Consider the following 19,523-nt stretch of genomic DNA (forward strand, 5'->3'; position numbering starts at 1 on the left):
TCATTTGGCAGGCTTTTAGCGTGAAGTAATTTGCATGCAGTGAAAAATATTGCATGCCATTTTATTCAATTCCATATTTTTCAATCTTATAATAAAGATTACGAATTGATATATTCAGTGCTTTAGCCGTTTTAGTTTTATTTTGGTGGTATTGTTCTAAAGCATGGTTAATATAGTCTTTTTCATACTTTTCCATCGCATCCCGCAATGTCTCATCATTGGCCGGTGCCGGACGTGATGACTGAACAGGTGTTTCATACGGTGATAAGTGTGGAATGTGTACTCTTCTAATTGTTTCTTCATTCATATCCATGTATATCATGGCCCGTCCGATGATATTCTCCAGTTCACGGACATTTCCCGGCCATTCATAACGTTTTAAGTAGGTTATCGCTTCTTCATCGATTGATTTCATATTTCTGCCATAGTCCTGATTAATTTTTTGGATGAGAAAATCAATCAGTTCAGGAAGATCTTCAATCCGCTCTTTAAGTGAAGGGATATAAATTGGTAGTCGATTCAGCCGGTAGTATAAATCTTCGCGAAATGCCTTTTTCATTATTGCCCTTTCAAGATTAACATTGGTTGCTGTAATCACTCTTGCGTCAATAGTTATAGGCGATGTGGCTCCAACACGGATTATTTCCCCCTCTTGAAGGACACGAAGCAGCTTTGCCTGCATGTGAAACGACAGTTCGCCAATTTCGTCCAGAAAGATACTCCCCATATTCGCTTCTTCAAACAGTCCTTTTTTACCGCCTTGCTTTGCCCCCGTGAAAGCTCCCTCTTCGTAGCCGAATAATTCACTTTCCAATATATTTTCAGCAATAGATGCACAATTCACCCGGATAAATTTATTATGTTTGCGATCACTTTCATTATGTATAGCATGAGCAAACAATTCTTTTCCTGTGCCGGATTCCCCACGCAAAAGGACGGTTGCCGGAGTTCTTGCTCCAACCTTAGCCTGTTCAAGGGCTATCTGCATCTCAGTAGAAGAACCAATAATATCATCAAACGTATATTTGGCTTCCAGATTACGAATAATCTGCCTGGCCCGCTTCAGCTCACTCGTCAATGCCTGAATTTCTGTTACATCGTGCAGAACACCAACACTGCCCTTGATTTTACCATCGACGATAACGGGTGCAACATTAACCAGCACCTCTTTTTTTGCAGGCCCGACTTTCATGCGTACCCTGCGAACTGCCCGCCGCGTCTGAAGCACTTTCATATGCATGCTTTCTCCTTCAGAAATATCAACATTGGCAGGATTTCCTATAATATCAGCTTCCCCGAGGCCCGTGATACGTGTGTAAGCAGGGTTAATCATGATGCCGGTCCCATTTTCATCAACGACACTTATCGCCTCATCGGACGAATGGATGATTGCTTCAAGCAGTATTTTAATTTCTTTAAGATCCGTATTTTCTTCTGCGAGGTTCATGACCTCTGTAATGTCTTTAAATACTGCAAAGGCGCCGACAACCACTTCCTCTGCATTTATGATCGGAATTCTGGTCGTAATCACCTCTTTGCCATTTTCCAGAACGAGTCGCTGGTTAACTTCTTTTCTCCGGGTCCGCATCACGTGAGGCAGCCGTGTATCAGCGATGAGGTGTTTTATATCCCGTCCACCGAATTTTTCCTTGTCTATCCCGACTATCCGTTCGGCACTTTTATTGACGAACTGAACCGTTTCTTGTTCGTTCACAACAATCATACCATCATGAATGTTGTTAAGGATAAGTTCCTGATTATTTGTCTGCAGTTTCAACCGTTCAAGCAGTGATTCCTTCTCCTCCATCAATTCGGAAATGATATAAGCAACACTGCCCGGGATCACAACTGTTTTCCTGTTTCGTTTTTCCAGCAATTGTTCAAGCACTTCTTCATCACCTGTTGCTTCAACAATGATATCGATATCGTCACTCAGCCACCTATCAAAACTGGTATCTGCAGGAATACCATATTCGGCTGCCAGTTTCAGACCATGTGCATCCGGGTTGATATCAGTTATGCCAACAATGTTCATTTTTTCAGTATTATATAAAATGTCTAAGAGAGTACTGCCGCCTTTACCAGCTCCCACAATAAGCACACGCTTCACAATTATCCCCCATCACTGCAATATATTGCACAGTTCAAGCATACGCTAATCTGCATGATTAATCAAATCAAATTCGAATGAAAATGTTCAACTGTCTGTTCATATTTCTTTTAGATTTTGCTATACTTAAAACAGTCTGTCTTACATAAGTTTAATCGTACTTTGTTGACAGGGCTATAAAAAGGGGAAGTGGTGCAACACCATGATTCGAATTATTGCAGTACTGATGCTGCTGATTCCCGGGCTGATTTCCGCATACGGCATTAAGTTAATGCGTGACACTTTGTTCAATGAATTCCATCCGATCTTTTTCCACAACGGCATTCAATTCATAGCCGGTTTAGTATTTTTTATCGGCGGGATTTGGTTTATCGGCGGTTTTATCGTTTACCGCGACAGAAAAAAGCAAAAGAAACAACAGAATAAAAATGATGAATGAATCATGTTTTTTATGTATTTTTACGACTAATTATGGAGAGGTGTAGCATGAAAGTAGCAAAATTCGGAGGAAGTTCCGTAGCAAGCAGTGAACAAATCAAAAAAGTCGGATCAATTATTGCTGATGATCCGGACAGGAAGTTTGTCGTTGTATCAGCTCCAGGCAAGCGCTTTTCTGATGATGTCAAAATAACGGACCTGTTAATTGAGCTGGATGAACTTGCTGGAGAAAGCAAAGATTATCAATATAAAATAACGGAAATTATGAAGCGGTTTTCTGAGATTGTTGAAGAACTTAAAGTGTCCAAAACTGTTTTGGATGATATTGAAAATACCATTTACAGTACATTGAACAGCGAATGGACAGGACAAATGAAAACAGATGGGCTCAAATCAATCGGAGAAGACAGTTCTGCAAAAATTGTAAGTGAATATTTAAAAACACAGGGATTGAATGCCCAATACCTCAACCCGAAAGACGCAGGGATTATTGTCAGCAATGAACCGGGAAATGCGCAAGTTCTGCAGGAAAGTTATGCAAAATTATATAACATGAGGGAAAAAGACGGTGTTTGTGTCATACCCGGTTTCTTTGGTTATACAAACGATAGTCAATTGATGACATTCCCGAGAGGCGGATCGGATATTACCGGGTCTATTGTTGCTGCCGGCGTACGGGCTGATTTATATGAGAATTTTACAGATGTCGATTCCGTCTATGTTGTTGATCCAAGAGTGATTGAGAATCCTGAGGAAGTGACAAAACTGACTTATAAGGAAATGCGTGAACTGTCATATTCCGGCTTCGGTGTATTCCATGATGAAGCACTGATGCCTGCATTTCAGGCAGAAATTCCCGTATGCATAAAAAACACCAATAATCCGGCCAATTCCGGCACAATGATTGTCTCTGAAAAAGATCCGAAAACCCGATGTGTAGTTGGTATTGCTGCTGATACAGGCTTTTCCAACTTATATGTCAGCAAATATCTAATGAACCGGGAACTCGGTTTTGGACGCAGATTGTTGCAGATTCTGGAGGAAGAAGGCATCTCGTTTGAACATGCGCCTTCAGGGATTGATAATATGTCCGTTATCATACGTGACAACCAGCTGAATGCTGAAAAGGAACTGAATGTTATTAATCGTATTAAAAGTGAACTGAAGCCGGAAACCATATCAATTGATTACGGATTTGCAATGATTATGGTTGTCGGTGAAGGCATGATGAATGCAGTCGGTATTGCCGAAAAGTCAACAGCTGCTTTTGCTGAAGCTAACATCAGCATTGAAATGATCAACCAGGGCTCTTCTGAAGTCTCTGTCATGTTTGGCATTCGAAAAGACAAACTGAATTTAGCTATAAAAGCACTGTATAACAAATTTTTCCAATAAAAAACTGTATGCGGGGATTCCGCATACAGTTTTTAATTTACGCTATTTTTTTGTGACACAAAATCCATAAACTGCGACGTACTGTGAGTCCTTTCTGATTACTACCCGAATGCTTGTAGACGCTTCGGCAATAAAAACCCGCTTTCCATGGGCACGGCCTCAGCCTCCTCGGAAAGCAAAGATCGCTTTCCTGCTCAGGTCTAGCTGCCCGTTTTCCCGCAGGAGTCGACTGCCCTCCGCTCCAATCAATACCATGTTAGCGAAGGAAATACACTCCAGACTCCTGCGGGGCGGGAGGCATAGGTGAGATCCCGCAGTGCACTTACATATCACTTTCTGCTGGCAGCGAGAATTTAACTTGCTTTATGTTCCAGCCGCAGACGGTCAGCGACCATGGCGATGAACTCACTATTCGTCGGCTTTGCTTTTGAAATATTCACAGTATACCCAAACATGGCTGAAATGGATTCAACATTGCCACGGCTCCACGCGACTTCAATCGCATGACGGATTGCCCGTTCAACACGTGATGCCGTGGTATTAAAATTTTTGGCAATATCCGGATAAAGCACCTTTGTAATAGAACCTAAAAGTTCGATATCATTATACACCATTGTAATGGCTTCTCTTAAATACATATATCCTTTTATATGAGCCGGTACGCCAATTTCATGAATAATATTTGTAATACTTGCTTCCAAATCCCGCTTTTTTCGTTCTTTGCCATTTGCTTTTTTCGGAACTGACTGGCTAACGGATTTTGTACCTTGAACTTGCCGGATTTGTTCTGCCAAATTATCCAATTCGAATGGTTTTAAAATAAAATATGAAGCCCCTAAATCAACCGCTTTTTTCATCACTTCTTCCTGTCCGAAAGCAGTAAGCATAATAACATTTGGTTTATGTCCATTTTCTGAATCATGAATTGCATTTAACACACCCAGACCATCAATATGCGGCATAATGATATCTAAAACGAGTACATCCGGCTCAGTTTCTTCAAGCATTTCCAAACATTCCCGGCCATTATAAGCGACTCCTGTAACTTCAATATCCGACTGTTCGCTAAAGTACTCTCCATTAATTCGATAAGTTCCCGATTATCATCAACTAAGCAAACTGAAATTTTTTCCACAAAAGGTTCCTCCTTTAATTCGAGCATTCTCCACGTAATGTATTCGACATAAGAACCAAATATCCTTTTTTTGTTTAAAAAACTTTGAAATTTTCTTGTTATACTTAAAATTCCTAGTATTTACTCTAAATATCGATGAGATTCGATTTGTATCGACAATATTTGTTTAATTTTGTCGAATTTTCTTTATAAATTACACAAATTATAACATAAAGTTCCTAACAAAAACGGCTTTTACAACAATCCTCTTTTAACGATGACTAAAAAAATGACCTGCCAAAGATATTGTTGCCTTTGACAAGTCATGTGTTCCTTTTCAGCTCGCTTTATCCTCTTCTTCCTCGTTTTTCACACTTATACCGGCTTCTTCAAGCATCCATTCAATATGAACACCATAACCGCTGGTCGGGTCATTAACAAAAACATGAGTAACAGCCCCAATAACTTTTCCTTCCTGAATAATAGGGCTTCCGCTCATCCCCTGTACAATACCGCCGGTTTCATTAAGAAGCTCATCATCAGTAATCTGTATAACCATTCCTTTTTTAGCGGGGAACTTCTGCGGAACACTGCTGACAACTTTTACGTCAAATGCTTTCACCTTCTCATCTTCAAGAACCGTTAGTATTTTCGCCGGCCCTTCTTTTACCTCATGAGACAAAGCAATCGGCATTGGTTTATCATATTTGCCATTCTTAATTGGTTTGTTCAGCTGGCCAAAAATCCCAAACGGACTATTCTTTGTGATGTTTCCAATCTTTTCATCCTTCATGGAAAATTTGGCTTGTTTTTCGCCGGGTGTGCCGTTATTCCCCTTTTCAATTGAGGTGACATTTGAACGTACAATGGAGCCGTTATGAATTTCAATTGGTTTTTGCGTGTCCATATCGGATATGACATGCCCCAGTGCACCATAATTTTTAGTTTTCGGATCGTAAAATGTCATAGTGCCAATACCTGCAGCAGAATCACGTATATATAACCCAATCCGGTATTCATCTTCTTTCTTATCTTTGACCGGATCAAGCTTCGTTTCAATTGTTTCATCATCACGTTTCACTGTTACATCCAATTGTTTGTCACTTTCGCCTGCCTTCTTTACAAATGGTTTAACATCCTCCATCTCTTTTACTTCTTCTCCATTTATTTTTAAGATGACATCACCAACTTCTATGCTGGCATCTTCTCCGGGTGAGACCGAACCATTTTCACCTTTGACCTGATGGTGTCCTACTACGAGAACGCCAAGTGTATGAAGCTGGACACCAATTGACTGTCCGCCGGGTACCACCTTAATATCCTCAGGGGCGGATGCATCCGCTTTATTTTGCGGCATGCCCATAGCCTCATTAAGTTCATTTCCTCCCGGTTCTTTCGCATAAAACTCTTCAGAATCGATCGCCTGCAGACTCTTCCCTGAGGAAGCAACCGCCTCACTTTTGCCAAGATCTTGTACATTTATAGGTGATGAATCGTGATCGAAAGCCATAACTTGATTAGGAATGGAAAGGTAATGGTTCACCGGTGCAATAAGTGGTGCTGCCAATATGGTTATAAGAAGCAGAATACCTGCTATATATCGAAGTTTTCGTTGATTATCCACCCAATTCACTCTCCTAATCCTAACGCCATACCATTTCATGTTCTTTTTCTTTCTGTATTTCTAATTTCACCTAACCTGTCTCGTTTTAAACTGGTGAAATTCAAGAAAAGATGTGTAACATTTCCTGTTATATTTATGATAAAGCCAAATGACTTTGGGAATAATGTATGAAAAAATAAGCCAGACCGTAAAAGTTCTGGCTGGTTCATTTTTATGTTTGTAATTTGTAATTGGATGCTGAATCAAGCAATTCTGTTGCGTGATCCTTGGCAGTGGTTGTTAATTGAGCGCCTGTAATCATCCGGCTCAACTCATTTATTTTTCCACTCTTGGTTAATTCTTCAACACTGGTCGACGTTCGATTATCTTCTTCATGTTTTTTTATCAGTTTATGGGTATCAGACATAGCGGCTACTTGAGGCAAGTGTGTAATGCATAACACTTGTGATTGAATGGATACCTGCTGGATCTTTTCAGCTATTGACTGGGCAACTCTTCCGCTCACACCTGAATCCACTTCATCAAATATAACACTTGTTACACCCTGATGCCGGGCAAAAATGCGTTTTAAAGCGAGCATAATCCGTGACATTTCACCCCGGATGCTACTTTATGCAGCGGTTTCAGCGGCTCGCCCGGATTTGTTGATATTTGGAAAAATATATGATCGAAACCATTTTTGTGCAATAGAGGCCAATCACCAGCCTTGGATTGTGTTTTAAATGATACAGAAAAAGACGCTTTTTCCAGATAAAGATCTTTTAGCTCTTCCTGAATATGTTTGGTTAATGACTCGGCCGCTTTATTGCGTAAGTCGTGTAACTGTTTCGCCTCAAGGTAAGCATCATGATATACATCTTCAATTTGCTTTTCCAGCTTTGATAAATGTGAATCTTTATTTGTAATCTCTTCCAGTTCTTCTTCAATTTTTCCCAAGTACTCCAGAATTTCATTGACGGTTGAACCATATTTTTTCTTTAAAAGGCTGATTTCATTCAGTCTTGATTCAATTTCGTTCAGGCGCTCCGGTTCGTACTCCAATGTATCGGTATAATTTCGAAGCTCATACATCAATTCTTCAACTAAAAAGTAATGATTAGCCATTTCTTCAGCTTTTTCTGCAATGAATGTATCATGCTCCCGGCTGTTTTGAAGCGCCTGGCTGGCAATGTTCAGCCATTCCACTCCTTTCTGTTCACCATAGAGCGCATTATAAGCGTCTTGGAGCGCATTGTAAATTTGTTCAAAATTTGAAAGTCTGCTGCGTTCTGCTTCCAGCTTCTCATCTTCGTCCGGAACTAGCTTTGCCTGTTCAATTTCATTCTTCTGGAATTTCAGCAAATCAAGACGCTGTGAATTCTCACGCTCATTTTCGCTCAATTCCTTGTACCGCTTTTGCAATCCGGAAAGTTTATTAAATAAGCTCGTATATTCTTTTTTTGCTTTTTCTATCTGTTCCTCATCATACAAGTCAAGCAGCTGGATATGATTGTCAGTATCCAGCAAAGACTGGGTCTCGTGCTGACTGTGCACATCAATTAAATTTTTGCCGAATTCTTTTAAAATGGCCAGTGTCACCAACTTGCCGTTAACCCTGCAGATACTCTTGCCGCCTGAAGTTATTGTCCGGTGCAACACCACCATCTCATCCTGTATTTCAATTCCATACAACTTAGCCGTCTCGTATATTTGACGATTGTTTGAATCCAATGTGAAGAGACCTTCTATTCCAGCTTTTTTTGTTCCATGGCGCACATATTCCACAGAACCGCGGCCGCCTGCCAGCAGCTGGACAGCATCGATAATAATGGATTTTCCTGCGCCGGTTTCGCCCGTAAGAACGGTGAGACCTTCATTAAATGTCATGGATATCTCGTCGATAATCGCAAAATCCTGGATTGATAATTCGGTCAGCACACGTATCACCCCAAAGTTGTTAAAGCATACTTATAAAACGGTCTTCAACATCAGCTGCATTCTCTTCTGTACGGCATATAATCAAACATGTATCATCCCCGCATATAGTGCCCATAATTTCTTCCCATTCGAGATTGTCAATTAATGCACCAAGCGCATGTGCATTACCCGGCAGCGTTTTCAAAACGATAAAATGACTTGTATGTTCGATCTTCACAAAGGCATCTCTGACTAATCGCTTTAATTTATCAAAAGGATTGAACCGCTGATCAGCAGGCAGACTGTATTTATGACGCCCATTAGATGAAGTGACCTTGACAAGATGCAAGTCTTTAATGTCACGGGAGACAGTCGCCTGTGTGACATTGTAGTTAAGTGCTTTCAGTTCATCGACTAGCTCGTCCTGTGTTTCAATTTCATTATTCGTTATAAGGTCACGTATTTTAATATGCCGCTGAATTTTACTCATTAAAAGACCTCCAATGCTGATCGGTCACTCAGAATCTTTTTTCTAAAAATTATTGTGGGCATCCTCCACCACTTCTTTTAATTCGACATCAGTCTTTTTGGCTTTTGCTTTTGCTTTTGCTTTATCCCAGCCCAGATGCATAAGAAACTCTATATTACCATCGCCGCCCGTAATCGGCGAATACGTTAGATTAACCAGATCAAACCCTTGTTGTTCGGCAAATGAAACAATCGTTTTCAAAACGTGATTATGTACCTGTTTATCACGTATGATACCTTTTTTGCCTACCTGATCTCGACCCGCTTCAAATTGAGGTTTGATAAGCGCAATAACATCACTGCCGGACGCAAGCAATTCGGCCAATACAGGCAATATCAATTTTAACGAAATAAATGAAACATCAATCGTTGCAAAGTCAGGTGTGCCATACTGTATCATATCAGGTGTTACATACCGGAAATTGGTCCTTTCCATTACAATGACGCGTTCATCATTGCGCAGTTTCCAGTCCAGCTGATTGTAGCCAACATCAATGGCATAACAAAAACGCGCACCATGCTGCAGTGCACAATCTGTAAAACCCCCTGTTGAAGAGCCAATATCCATCATGATCCGATTTTTCATTGTTATGGAAAAATGCTGTAATGCTTTTTCAAGTTTCAACCCGCCACGGCCGACGTATGGCATTGTTTTTCCCTTGACCCTAAGAGGCACTGTCGCCTCAACTTTCATACCTGGTTTATCCAGGCGGAGCTGATCTGAGAAAACGAGTCCCGCCATAATAAGCCGCTTTGCTTTTTCTCTTGTTTCAGTCAGATTCCGTTCCACCAGCAGAACATCCAAACGTTTTTTTGTCATAAACTTTACCCTTTGTTGTTTAATTTTATTTACAGCATATAAATAACCTCTTAAAGTTACTTCTTTGTTCCCTTATTATCTTTAGGGAGTATGCTGATTTTGAAATTTTTTTCAATAAAGGCTACAATTTTTCCAGCAAAAAAAATCAAATCGGTTGATGCATTGATGGCCACATATTTTCCAACTGCTTTTCCACCTACAGTCAATGCAGCGACGAGACTCGTCAGGATAACCGACAGGACAATCTGTATGGAAGAACCGTCACCCTCACCGAATATGTTAGCAATTTGCAGCACGACGGTTGCTGAGGCTGTACCACTGACAACACCGGCTATATCACCAATCACATCGTTGCAAAAACTGGCAAACCTGTCTGCATTTCGTGTAATATTGACTGCTTCTTTGGCACCGAAGACTTTTTCTGCCGCCATAGCATGAAATGGTTTTTCTGTGGCTGCAGTGGCAGCTATTCCCAGCATATCAAATATAACCCCGACAAATACTATAATAAATACGATTATTAAGCCAATTATCCAAATAACATTAGTAAGGACGGATTCTGAAACAACTGAAAAAATAGCCGCTAGCACAAACGTGATAACGGCAATAGTAACACTGAATTTTAATGATTTTTTAGTTTGCGGATTCATTTTAACCTCTGTTTGTCATTTTATGTAAGTAGGAATGGTCATTTAAAAGGTAAAAACTGCGGCTTAGGTCCAGTAGGTTTTCCCAAGTGGATACCCTATGTTGCCATTTAGGCGGTTCCCCTTTAATTCCACCTCGGCACCGTCACCGAATGCCGGACTGGATTGCCACTTAGTCCGCACTATAATGCCCTTTAAACGTCAATGAACAGTCTAGGAGTTTTCCTCGGCAGTCTTTAACCGTTCCCTATCCTCTTTTGCAAAGATGATTTCATAGAGACACATTGCAATCCAATGGCCACTTGGATTGCATTTCAAAACTCTAATTCCCTCATCGTCACTCAAGGCAGGCTACGCTGCAAATAGGATTACCCTTACCCTATTACACAGGTTCATACCCCACTCCATAATGTAACCTAGGCTTAGTTCACACTACAGATATGGGCCTCCACGGTAATCGGGTCAACGCCCACATGCCTTTGCGGATCGCCCGAAAACCTTAACTCCCAGCACCGACCCAAGGCTGGGCGCCTCAAGCCGGCACAAGGAACTTCATCGATGTGCCCTTTAGCGGATTTTTAGGCCCGCCTTCAGGAGCGGAGGACTGACTAGAATACTGCACCATCCCTTTAATAATTTTATTATAACATATGTTGGCGAAAAACAACAGGCATTAATGCTCACGAGTACTGAAATAGTCTGTCAGCGACATTAAGTGAGAGTCCTCAGCACTGGCTTCCCGCAAAGCTGCTTTAGCTTTGGAGACATACTCATTCTTTTTTTCAATGGCTCCATTCAGCCCGAGCAACTTAACGTAGGTTGTTTTTTCATTGCCTTCATCACTGCCAACAGGTTTGCCGATTATATCAGGATCACCCGTCACATCTAAAATATCGTCTTGAACCTGAAAAATAAGACCAAGGAAATGGGCGAACTGATCCAAATGACGGATTTGATCGTCCTTCGCTCCTCCAAGGTAAGCGCCTGCCCGTATGGCAAAACGAAATAACTCACCCGTTTTTAAGGTGTGAATTGTTTCAAGCTCTTTCAATGTTGCATCTTTTTCCTCTGCTTCCATATCAAGAATTTGTCCCGCTACCATTCCTTGTGGACCGCTGGCTTCTGACAAAAGCTGTGTGATTTGCACTTTTTGTCTGTCTGTTAACAACGGATCATTTGTGACCAGTTCAAAACTATAAGTTAACAGAGCGTCACCGGCCAGGATAGCTGTTGCTTCATCAAACTTTTTATGGTTTGTCGGTAATCCGCGGCGCAGATCATCATCATCCATAGCAGGCAGATCATCATGAATCAAAGAATAGGTATGAATTAACTCCAGCGCAACAGCTGAGGCAAGCACACGATTCATGTCATTATTATAAGTATTAAAACTGGCCATTAAAATGACAGGTCTTAGCCTTTTTCCGCCTGCTTCTGCCGAATAAATCATTGAATCTTTCAGTCGGGCAGGGATGTCGAGCTGAACTAAATGCCGCTTTAGTTCGCGCTCGATAAGCTCCCGATTGTTAGAAATAAATTCATTGAGTTCCTGCTGCACCGTCATTCGTCCTCCTGTATTTCAAATGATTCAAACTGGCCCTGTTCGTTCATGATTTTTGTCATTTTTTCTTGGACATTGGACAATTTATCGTTGCACACTTTGGAAAGCTGCATTCCTTCCTGATAGTATGAGATTGCTTTTTCTAACGGTACATCGCCTTTTTCCAGTTTTTCTACTATTTTCTCCAATTCAGCCATTGCCTCTTCAAATGACAAATTACTATCCTTCTCCATCCTTTTCCTCCTCTATGTCCAGCACTCGGGAAACCAATTTTCCGTCAGATAATTTTACTGTAATTTCATCTGATTCAGCTGCATCTTTAACAGTTTTAAGCAGTTTGCCTGACGATGAATAAGTGATAGCATACCCGCGTTTCATCGTCTCCAGCGGATTCAGCAGCGTTAATTTTTCAAGTGAATTTTGCTGTCTGTCTTGACTTTGTTCCAACTGTTTTGTCATCACATAATTAAGCTGTTTATTCAATTGCTTTAGGTCTTTAATCGTGCGCTCAATCTGCCGACGCGGATGAAGCGCCTCTAAACGTGCATTTAAACCGGAGAGCCGTTCATCCTTTCTGCGCCGTTCGTGGTTAAAAGCCGTTCCAAGCCGTTCAACGTATTTATCCAGTTCCTGTTCTTTCTGCGCAATTAATTGTTCAGGATATCGAAATGCATACGATTGTTTAATGCGATTTAAGTGTTGGGAGGCCGTGGCTGTCTTTTCACTGATTATTCTTGTCAATGAGCGTTGCATACTGCTGACATTATGTAAAAGTTCCAGTGTTGACGGCACGGCAATTTCAGCTGCTCCCGTTGGTGTCGGTGCTCTCACATCCGCTGCAAAGTCACTGATCGTCATATCAGTCTCATGACCAACCGCGGAAACGACGGGAATTTGAGAATTATAGATTGCATTAGCCACAATTTCCTCATTGAACCCCCATAATTCTTCAATAGAGCCACCGCCACGTCCGACAATCAAAACATCAAAGCCGGTAATTTGATTGGCTTTATTTATCGCACCTGCGATTGAGGAAGGTGCATTCTCTCCCTGCACAAGGACAGGAATAATCGTTGTTTGAACGATTGGGTATCTTCGTTTAATTGTCGTAATGATATCACGAACCGCGGCTCCCGTTGGTGACGTAATGATGCCGATATGTTCAGGAAATTTTGGCAATTCCTTTTTGCGTTGTTCATCAAAGTAACCTTTTTTGCTCAATTTCTCCTTCAGTTGCTCAAAAGCTAAATATAATGACCCGATTCCATCAGGTTCCATTTGTTGAATATACAACTGATATTGTCCGAATTGCTCAAATACCCCGATATCACCGCGTATTAAGACATTCATCCCGTTTTCAGGCTGGAATTTCAAACGCCTGTTATTGCCGGCAAACATGACAGCCTGAACGCGTGCATTATCATCTTTAATTGTTAAATACATATGGCCGCGGCTGTGATGTTTAAAGTTCGAAATTTCGCCTTTTAGCCATAAATTCTTCAAATGCGGATCTGTTGTGAACTTGCGTTTTATATATTTGGTCAGGGCTGAAACGGTTAAATAGTTATCCTCCACGGCGTGAGAGTCCTTTAGCTGCTTTAATCGTGTTTTGCAGAAGCATTGTGATCGTCATTGGTCCCACGCCTTTTGGTACAGGCGTTATATGGGAGGCTTTTTCAGCAGCTGAGGCAAAGTCCACATCTCCAGTCAGTGATCCGTCTTCTTGGCGATTGATGCCGACATCGATGATTACCGAACCTTCTTTTATATCATCAGCGCTAATCATATTTGGCTTGCCGACAGCGGCAATAAGGATATCGGCACTGCGGGTATAATCGTATAAGTTATCTGTTCTTGAGTGGCAATATGTAACAGTCGCGTTTTCATTAAGAAGCAATTGACCCACCGGTTTTCCGACAATATTGCTGCGCCCAAGAACGACAGCGTGTTTGCCCGAGATCGGAATATCATATGAGTGAAGCATCGTTAGGATGCCATAAGGGGTACACGGAAGAAACGCAGCATCCCCTGTCATCATTTTGCCTATATTGAACGGGTGGAAACCATCAACATCTTTATAAGGGCTGATTGATTCAATCACAAGTTGTTCATCGATATGCTCAGGAAGCGGCAGCTGTACTAAAATCCCATGAACTGCTTCATCATTATTTAGTTCTTCAATTTTTTCCAGAAGACGATCCTGAGAAAGCGAAGACGGCATTTCGATGACTTCAGAAGAGATGCCGGTTTGTGCTGAAGCTTTCTTTTTCCCATTCACATACGATTTTGATGCAGGATCATCTCCCACAATGATTACCGTTAAATGAGGTACAATCCCTTCACTTCTCAACCGCGACACTTCTTCTGCCATTTCTTCCCGAAGTTTATGAGCAAGTTCTTTTCCATTGATTGTATTTGCTGACATGTTTTCTGCTCCCCTTTCTACGCAATTATTTTTGATAAAACGCCATTCACAAATTTTCCGGATTTTTCATCCCCGTATGAATTTGCGAGTTCCACCGCTTCATTAATGGCAACATTTACCGGTATATCCTCCCGGTAGCTGATTTCGAAAACGGCAATCCTTAAAATCGTTTTTTCAACAGAGGCAATCCGGTCAATTGACCATTTTTCCATATGTTCAGCGATTTTTTCATCAATCGTATTTTTATAATTCGCTACTCCCTCAACCAGGCTTTTCAAATATGTGTCAACTTCCAGCGATTCAAACTGCTCTTCAATAGCCTCTTCAGGATGTTTGTCATTGATATCCAATTGAAATAATATTTTCAGTGCATTTTCTCTTGTTGCATGGCGATTCATAACCCATAACTCCTTTGCAACATGTTATGAAGACGATTCCTGTCTGTCCAAACAGATACGTTTTTAAAGTCTTTTAAAACATGTTTTTACTGATATCTTTTTAAAATCATATCACGATTATAACCCTGAAGCCAGAAAGAGTCTGCTGTAAAAAAGAGCAACAAAATTCGCAAAAAGAAGAGCCAAACTAAAAGAAGGGCAAAAGAAAAATTCTTTTGACCCTACTCACTTTCCTCTGTTCCTTCCATATGAACGCCGACAACGTGGATATTGATCTCGTCAATCTCAAGAGCTGTCATATTTTTGAGTGTCTGACGGATATTTTCCTGCAGCTTTTGCGCCACTTTTGGAATCGAAACACCAAAATTCAAAACAACAAACAGGTCAATAAGGATACCATTTTCAGTCAGATCAACTTTAACGCCTTTACCATGAGATTTTCTTCCGAATCGTTCCACAACCCCTGTTGCGAAGTTGCCGCGCATTGCAGAAACACCGTCAACTTCAGATGCTGCAATACCTGTAATCACTTCAATAACTTCCGGTGCAATTTCAACGGTACCCAGGTTCGTATTGTCGCTTACGTTCAACAAAGGCTGTTCACTCATCAATCATCATCCTTTTCTGTAATCGGATTTTCCTCAAGAAAATTCGTGTTAAAATCACCATTAACAAAAACGCTATTGTCCATAATCCGCCGGTGGAATGGGATAGTCGTATCAACACCTTCCACAACAAATTCATCCAGCGCACGTTTCATTCTATCAATTGTCTCTTTTCTTGTTTTTCCGTATGATATTAATTTGGCAACCATTGAATCATAATACGGCGGTATACTGTAGCCGGGGTATGCCCCGGAGTCTATCCGTACACCTAAACCGCCCGGAGGAAGATACAGATCGATTTTGCCGGGTGACGGCATGAAATTTTTAAACGGACTTTCTGCATTAATTCGGCATTCCATTGCCCAGCCATCAAAATTAATATCTTCCTGCTTAAAAGACAATGCTTCATGATTGGCTACTTTGATTTGTTCTTTGATCAAATCAATTCCGGTAATCATTTCCGTAACGGGATGCTCAACCTGAATCCGAGTGTTCATCTCCATAAAATAAAATGATTGGCTCCCCCGGTCAAAAATAAACTCAATTGTACCTGCCCCAACATAATCAACAGCTTTTGCAGCTTTCACCGCTGCCTCTCCCATTTTTGCCCGGATTTCAGGTGTCAAGGCCGGAGAAGGTGCTTCCTCTATCAATTTTTGAAGTCTTCGCTGAATTGTACAATCTCTTTCTCCGAGATGAACCGTGTTACCATGTTCATCTGCCAGCACCTGAATCTCCACATGACGGAAATCCTCAATAAATTTTTCCAGATAAACACCTGGGTTACCAAATGATTTTTCAGCTTCCTCCTGAGTAACACGTATTCCCTTAATAAGATCCTCTTCATTTTGAGCGACCCTGATACCTTTTCCACCGCCGCCGGCTGTTGCTTTAATGATAACCGGATAGCCTATTTCCCCGGCTATGCCAATTGCTTCATCTTCATTTTCAATAACGCCTTCTGAACCGGGGACAATTGGAACATCAGCTGCTTTCATCGTTTCCCGGGCGACATCTTTAACCCCCATTTTTTGAATGGCTTCAGCAGGAGGACCGATAAATATAATGTTGCAAGCACTGCAAATCTCGGCAAAGTCAGCGTTCTCCGCCAAAAAGCCGTAACCCGGATGGATAGCATCCACTTCTGTCGATGTGGCCACACTCATGATATTTGTAAAATTTAAGTAACTGTCTTTGCTCAGCGCAGGGCCTATACAATAAGCTTCGTCAGCCAGCTGGACATGCAAGGCATCTCTATCTGCTTCAGAATAGACTGCAACGGTAGCAATATCCATCTCTTTGCAGGCCCTTATGATGCGAACCGCTATTTCACCCCGGTTCGCAATTAATACTTTGTTAATCACCTGCAACATCCCCTTATTTAGTCTTCACTCTGAATAATGGCTGACCATATTCTACCAATTCACCATCTTCGACCAGTACTTCGGTTATTTCACCAGTCGTTTCTGCTTCGATTTCATTAAACAGTTTCATTGCTTCAACAATACAGACCACCGTATCAGCTTCAACTTTTGAACCTGATTTGACGTATGTATCACTTTCCGGGGTCGGCTTAGCATAAAATGTCCCAACCATTGGGGAAACTATTTCATGATCAAAATTAGCTGTATTTTCTTCAGCAGGCTTTTCAGCCGGAACATTTTCTGATTTCGGTTCCACTTTCACTTCAGGTTCCGCTGTTTTCACCGGCTCAGCAGGCTGTTCAGGTGCTTCAGCCGGTTTTGGATTAGCGGAAGAAACCGTCTGTCCATTTGATTTTTTCATTGAAACACTTGTCCCATCCGATTCATAGGTGAATTCATCAATTGCTGATTGATCAACCAGTTTTATTAATTCGCGTATTTCCTGTACTTTTAACATGTCTGGCACTCCTTCATTTATTACAGATTAAGTCATGATTCTTTTAATATTTTACGATAACCGTTATTCAAACATCAACCCAGACTAATATGTAAAACGGTTGCAATATAGCTATTATATCAATTTCACCCGAAATATGCGAATGTTAGTTTATAGAGGGAATTTAAAATTAAAAATTAAAAGCCGGGTAGATTGTATCACCCGGCTTCATCCCATTTATTTTAATTAGCTTTCAACTGCCTGATAGTCAACATCTACTGTAATGTCGCCGAATTCATCACGAACCATTTGCATAATATTGACAACTTCTGAATTGCTTAGCTTTTCGGTTTCCTTCACATGGACAAGAACTTTACCATCTTCATGCCGTACAAGGACGTCATTGTAATCAGCTGCTGCCAAAATCGATTCTTCCAATATAGATTCCTTGCTTGAGATATCATCAAGCTGATTCATTTCGTCTCTTGCCTGGTTTTTTTCTTCTGTACTCGCCGTACTGGAGGCAACAACGTCATTCAGCCGGTCTTTTTCTTCACTGCGCTCGCTTTGTATCTCCATTCGGATTGTCGTAAACAACTCATCTTCAGATACGTTTGATATGTCGGTCACTTCGGCATTTGCATCGTCTTCAGATGCGTCACCTTCTGCATTTTCTGATGAAGCTGTCTCTTCAGAAGCCTCCTCCCCCTGATCTACATAAGCAAGATCCCCGCTGTTTCCAGGTGATGTCATGTAATAAACGCTTAATACAATCATTAAGCTTAGCATTGTTAATAGCCATACCGTCTGTTTTTTTAACATATAAAACCCTCCTAATTTTTTGGCATTACTGAAACTCTATGAACCGGAGCATCCAACACACGAGAGATTGCTTCTACAACCCGTTGTTCAACTGAAGCGTGATCAACTCCTTCGGCAACAATAAAAACCCCCCTTACATCCGGTTTTTCTGTCCGGACAAGCAATGGAACTTCCTTATCCCCCTGGTTTACTAATACAACTTGGGATTCTTCCTGCGTATCTTCAATGTCTCTGGTGCCGCCATTCGTGTCCGTTTCTTCTGTTATTTGCTGACCGGATATTAAATTTTTTTCATATATTTTTACTCTGGTTGACTCAAGATTTACCATAACTTCGGTGTTTGATACACCTTGTATTTGATTCAGCATTTCCTGAAGGTCCTCTTCATAACCTGCTTCAATTTCATCCACGTCTGAGGTCTTGCTTGAGTTGTTTGAAAATGTTTCATCTGCTGACTGTTCATTTGTTTCATTTGAATCAATATTAATCGTTGAATCATTGTCATCAGATCCCGCAGTTGAAAACACATTGCTTAAGATTATCAACAAGAGGCCAATTAAGCCTATAACAATAATATAGCCCGCTTTTTTTGAAGGTTTTCCTGCTGCATCCGAATTTTTAAATAGTTTTTTTAGATAATTTTTCAAGATGACCCTCCTTCCCCTTTAATGCTGATCTTTTCTTTATCCACCTTCCATACATCCTGCAGCAGTTGTTTAATCCCATTTACATCAACTTCCGCTTCCTTATCAGATGACTCTTCCATACCAATGGCGACATCTTCAACAGCATCCACGCTCCCTTCCTGTTCTTCAGCTTCCTGTAGCGTTACGTGAAGTTTATCCAAATTTTCATTCAGGTTTTCATATGTAACTTCACCCATATTTGCAATTTGAAAGTCGATATGCGTTATTTCCTGTTGATATTCTTCCTGTAAGGTATCGTTTGCCAGCTCTTTCAGTTGGACAGCCATCTGTTCTAAAATATATGCATGCTGGGAGTCTTGTATTTCTTTTTTTTGTGTTTTTATTAAATTTTCTGTTTCACTGTTTTCATTCTGCTGATATTCAACTTCATTTATTGATTGTTCGATTGCGCTTTTGACGTCCATGTCAAATAGATAAAAGACCGGCTTTAAGAAAATAAGAATTAAAATGAGACCAACCGTAAAATTGATATATTTTTTAACGGAAGTTTCCGGAACCAGCAAATCAACCACAGATGCAAGCAATAAAAAGATGATGATTTGAGTTACCCAATCGATTAAAATATCCATTCTA

The 19,523-nt window shown here is 40.9% G+C and carries 18 protein-coding genes and 2 pseudogenes; 2 read left to right on the forward strand and 18 right to left on the reverse strand.

The window, feature by feature from the left end; all coding sequences use genetic code 11:
* Positions 1-61: 61 nt before the first annotated feature.
* Complete coding sequence (locus tag AOX59_RS05080) at positions 62-2,110, reverse strand: sigma 54-interacting transcriptional regulator (RefSeq protein WP_068442761.1); 2,049 nt, start codon at positions 2,108-2,110, stop codon at positions 62-64.
* A 202-nt stretch (positions 2,111-2,312) separates the two neighbouring features.
* Between AOX59_RS05080 and AOX59_RS05085 the strand changes: the two genes are divergently transcribed.
* Together AOX59_RS05085 and AOX59_RS05090 are read left to right on the forward strand one after the other, a co-directional pair.
* Positions 2,313-2,549 (forward strand): DUF2627 domain-containing protein, encoded by a 237-nt coding sequence (locus AOX59_RS05085; protein ID WP_068442764.1) that lies wholly within the window; start codon positions 2,313-2,315, stop codon positions 2,547-2,549.
* 47 nt (positions 2,550-2,596) lie between these two features.
* Positions 2,597-3,943: an aspartate kinase gene (locus tag AOX59_RS05090; RefSeq protein ID WP_068442766.1), complete on the forward strand. Its 1,347-nt coding sequence runs from the start codon at positions 2,597-2,599 to the stop codon at positions 3,941-3,943.
* A 353-nt stretch (positions 3,944-4,296) separates the two neighbouring features.
* Here the strand turns inward: AOX59_RS05090 and spo0A are convergent.
* From spo0A to spoIIIAF, 17 genes and pseudogenes are all read right to left on the reverse strand, one after another.
* Positions 4,297-5,078 (reverse strand): annotated as a pseudogene (gene spo0A / locus AOX59_RS05095) (sporulation transcription factor Spo0A).
* A 316-nt stretch (positions 5,079-5,394) separates the two neighbouring features.
* Positions 5,395-6,720 carry a SpoIVB peptidase gene (gene spoIVB, locus AOX59_RS05100; protein ID WP_068442769.1) on the reverse strand — a complete coding sequence of 442 codons (1,326 nt, stop codon included), beginning with the start codon at positions 6,718-6,720 and terminating at the stop codon, positions 5,395-5,397.
* 172 nt (positions 6,721-6,892) lie between these two features.
* A pseudogene (recN, locus tag AOX59_RS05105) lies at positions 6,893-8,598 on the reverse strand (DNA repair protein RecN).
* 19 nt (positions 8,599-8,617) lie between these two features.
* On the reverse strand, positions 8,618-9,067 hold the full coding sequence (gene ahrC, locus AOX59_RS05110; RefSeq protein ID WP_068442772.1) for a transcriptional regulator AhrC/ArgR: 450 nt from the start codon (positions 9,065-9,067) through the stop codon (positions 8,618-8,620).
* Positions 9,068-9,109: 42 nt separating this feature from the next.
* The gene (locus tag AOX59_RS05115; RefSeq protein ID WP_068442775.1) at positions 9,110-9,925 is read right to left on the reverse strand and encodes a TlyA family RNA methyltransferase; all 816 of its coding nucleotides are present in this window, start codon (positions 9,923-9,925) and stop codon (positions 9,110-9,112) included.
* 56 nt (positions 9,926-9,981) lie between these two features.
* Positions 9,982-10,575, reverse strand: a complete 594-nt coding sequence (locus tag AOX59_RS05120) for a hypothetical protein (RefSeq protein WP_068442778.1) — start codon at positions 10,573-10,575, stop codon at positions 9,982-9,984.
* A gap of 670 nt (positions 10,576-11,245) precedes the next feature.
* Positions 11,246-12,130: a polyprenyl synthetase family protein gene (locus AOX59_RS05125; protein WP_068448152.1), complete on the reverse strand. Its 885-nt coding sequence runs from the start codon at positions 12,128-12,130 to the stop codon at positions 11,246-11,248.
* 2 nt (positions 12,131-12,132) lie between these two features.
* A complete protein-coding gene (locus tag AOX59_RS05130) occupies positions 12,133-12,366 on the reverse strand; it encodes an exodeoxyribonuclease VII small subunit (protein WP_068442780.1) in 234 nt (77 codons plus the stop codon).
* On the reverse strand, positions 12,353-13,708 hold the full coding sequence (gene xseA / locus AOX59_RS05135) for an exodeoxyribonuclease VII large subunit (protein ID WP_068442783.1): 1,356 nt from the start codon (positions 13,706-13,708) through the stop codon (positions 12,353-12,355). The genes AOX59_RS05130 and xseA overlap by 14 nt, the downstream gene beginning before the upstream one ends.
* Entirely contained in the window at positions 13,698-14,558 is an 861-nt protein-coding gene (gene folD / locus AOX59_RS05140; protein ID WP_068442788.1) for a bifunctional methylenetetrahydrofolate dehydrogenase/methenyltetrahydrofolate cyclohydrolase FolD, read from the reverse strand. Before folD ends, xseA begins: the two co-directional genes overlap by 11 nt.
* Positions 14,559-14,575: 17 nt before the next feature.
* Positions 14,576-14,956 (reverse strand): transcription antitermination factor NusB, encoded by a 381-nt coding sequence (nusB, locus tag AOX59_RS05145; protein WP_068442792.1) that lies wholly within the window; start codon positions 14,954-14,956, stop codon positions 14,576-14,578.
* A gap of 221 nt (positions 14,957-15,177) precedes the next feature.
* Positions 15,178-15,564 (reverse strand): Asp23/Gls24 family envelope stress response protein, encoded by a 387-nt coding sequence (locus tag AOX59_RS05150; protein ID WP_068442795.1) that lies wholly within the window; start codon positions 15,562-15,564, stop codon positions 15,178-15,180.
* Positions 15,564-16,925, reverse strand: coding sequence for an acetyl-CoA carboxylase biotin carboxylase subunit (accC, locus tag AOX59_RS05155; protein ID WP_068442798.1), 1,362 nt, complete (start codon positions 16,923-16,925; stop codon positions 15,564-15,566). The genes AOX59_RS05150 and accC overlap by 1 nt, the downstream gene beginning before the upstream one ends.
* 13 nt (positions 16,926-16,938) lie before the next feature.
* A complete protein-coding gene (gene accB / locus AOX59_RS05160; protein WP_068442802.1) occupies positions 16,939-17,442 on the reverse strand; it encodes an acetyl-CoA carboxylase biotin carboxyl carrier protein in 504 nt (167 codons plus the stop codon).
* Between the two features lie 225 nt (positions 17,443-17,667).
* Positions 17,668-18,243, reverse strand: coding sequence for a SpoIIIAH-like family protein (locus AOX59_RS05165; RefSeq protein WP_068442805.1), 576 nt, complete (start codon positions 18,241-18,243; stop codon positions 17,668-17,670).
* 11 nt (positions 18,244-18,254) lie between these two features.
* Positions 18,255-18,890: a stage III sporulation protein AG gene (gene spoIIIAG / locus AOX59_RS05170; RefSeq protein ID WP_068442808.1), complete on the reverse strand. Its 636-nt coding sequence runs from the start codon at positions 18,888-18,890 to the stop codon at positions 18,255-18,257.
* Entirely contained in the window at positions 18,887-19,519 is a 633-nt protein-coding gene (gene spoIIIAF, locus AOX59_RS05175; protein WP_068442811.1) for a stage III sporulation protein AF, read from the reverse strand. The genes spoIIIAG and spoIIIAF overlap by 4 nt, the downstream gene beginning before the upstream one ends.
* Positions 19,520-19,523 lie beyond the last annotated feature (4 nt).

The sequence above is a fragment of the Lentibacillus amyloliquefaciens genome (assembly GCF_001307805.1).
In the GTDB taxonomy this organism is placed as follows: Bacteria; Bacillota; Bacilli; order Bacillales; family Amphibacillaceae; genus Lentibacillus; species Lentibacillus amyloliquefaciens.

What these genes read in the sequence shown, in the direction of transcription:
- nusB (WP_068442792.1), bottom strand. Translation starts at nt 14,956, where the DNA reads ATGAATCGCCATGCAACAAGAGAAAATGCACTGAAAATATTATTTCAA.
- AOX59_RS05165 (WP_068442805.1), bottom strand. Translation starts at nt 18,243, where the DNA reads ATGTTAAAAAAACAGACGGTATGGCTATTAACAATGCTAAGCTTAATG.
- AOX59_RS05130 (WP_068442780.1), bottom strand. Translation starts at nt 12,366, where the DNA reads ATGGAGAAGGATAGTAATTTGTCATTTGAAGAGGCAATGGCTGAATTG.
- AOX59_RS05090 (WP_068442766.1), top strand. Translation starts at nt 2,597, where the DNA reads ATGAAAGTAGCAAAATTCGGAGGAAGTTCCGTAGCAAGCAGTGAACAA.
- folD (WP_068442788.1), bottom strand. Translation starts at nt 14,558, where the DNA reads ATGTCAGCAAATACAATCAATGGAAAAGAACTTGCTCATAAACTTCGG.
- AOX59_RS05150 (WP_068442795.1), bottom strand. Translation starts at nt 15,564, where the DNA reads ATGAGTGAACAGCCTTTGTTGAACGTAAGCGACAATACGAACCTGGGT.
- AOX59_RS05085 (WP_068442764.1), top strand. Translation starts at nt 2,313, where the DNA reads ATGATTCGAATTATTGCAGTACTGATGCTGCTGATTCCCGGGCTGATT.
- spoIIIAF (WP_068442811.1), bottom strand. Translation starts at nt 19,519, where the DNA reads ATGGATATTTTAATCGATTGGGTAACTCAAATCATCATCTTTTTATTG.
- AOX59_RS05115 (WP_068442775.1), bottom strand. Translation starts at nt 9,925, where the DNA reads ATGACAAAAAAACGTTTGGATGTTCTGCTGGTGGAACGGAATCTGACT.
- ahrC (WP_068442772.1), bottom strand. Translation starts at nt 9,067, where the DNA reads ATGAGTAAAATTCAGCGGCATATTAAAATACGTGACCTTATAACGAAT.
- AOX59_RS05120 (WP_068442778.1), bottom strand. Translation starts at nt 10,575, where the DNA reads ATGAATCCGCAAACTAAAAAATCATTAAAATTCAGTGTTACTATTGCC.
- spoIVB (WP_068442769.1), bottom strand. Translation starts at nt 6,720, where the DNA reads ATGAAATGGTATGGCGTTAGGATTAGGAGAGTGAATTGGGTGGATAAT.
- accB (WP_068442802.1), bottom strand. Translation starts at nt 17,442, where the DNA reads ATGTTAAAAGTACAGGAAATACGCGAATTAATAAAACTGGTTGATCAA.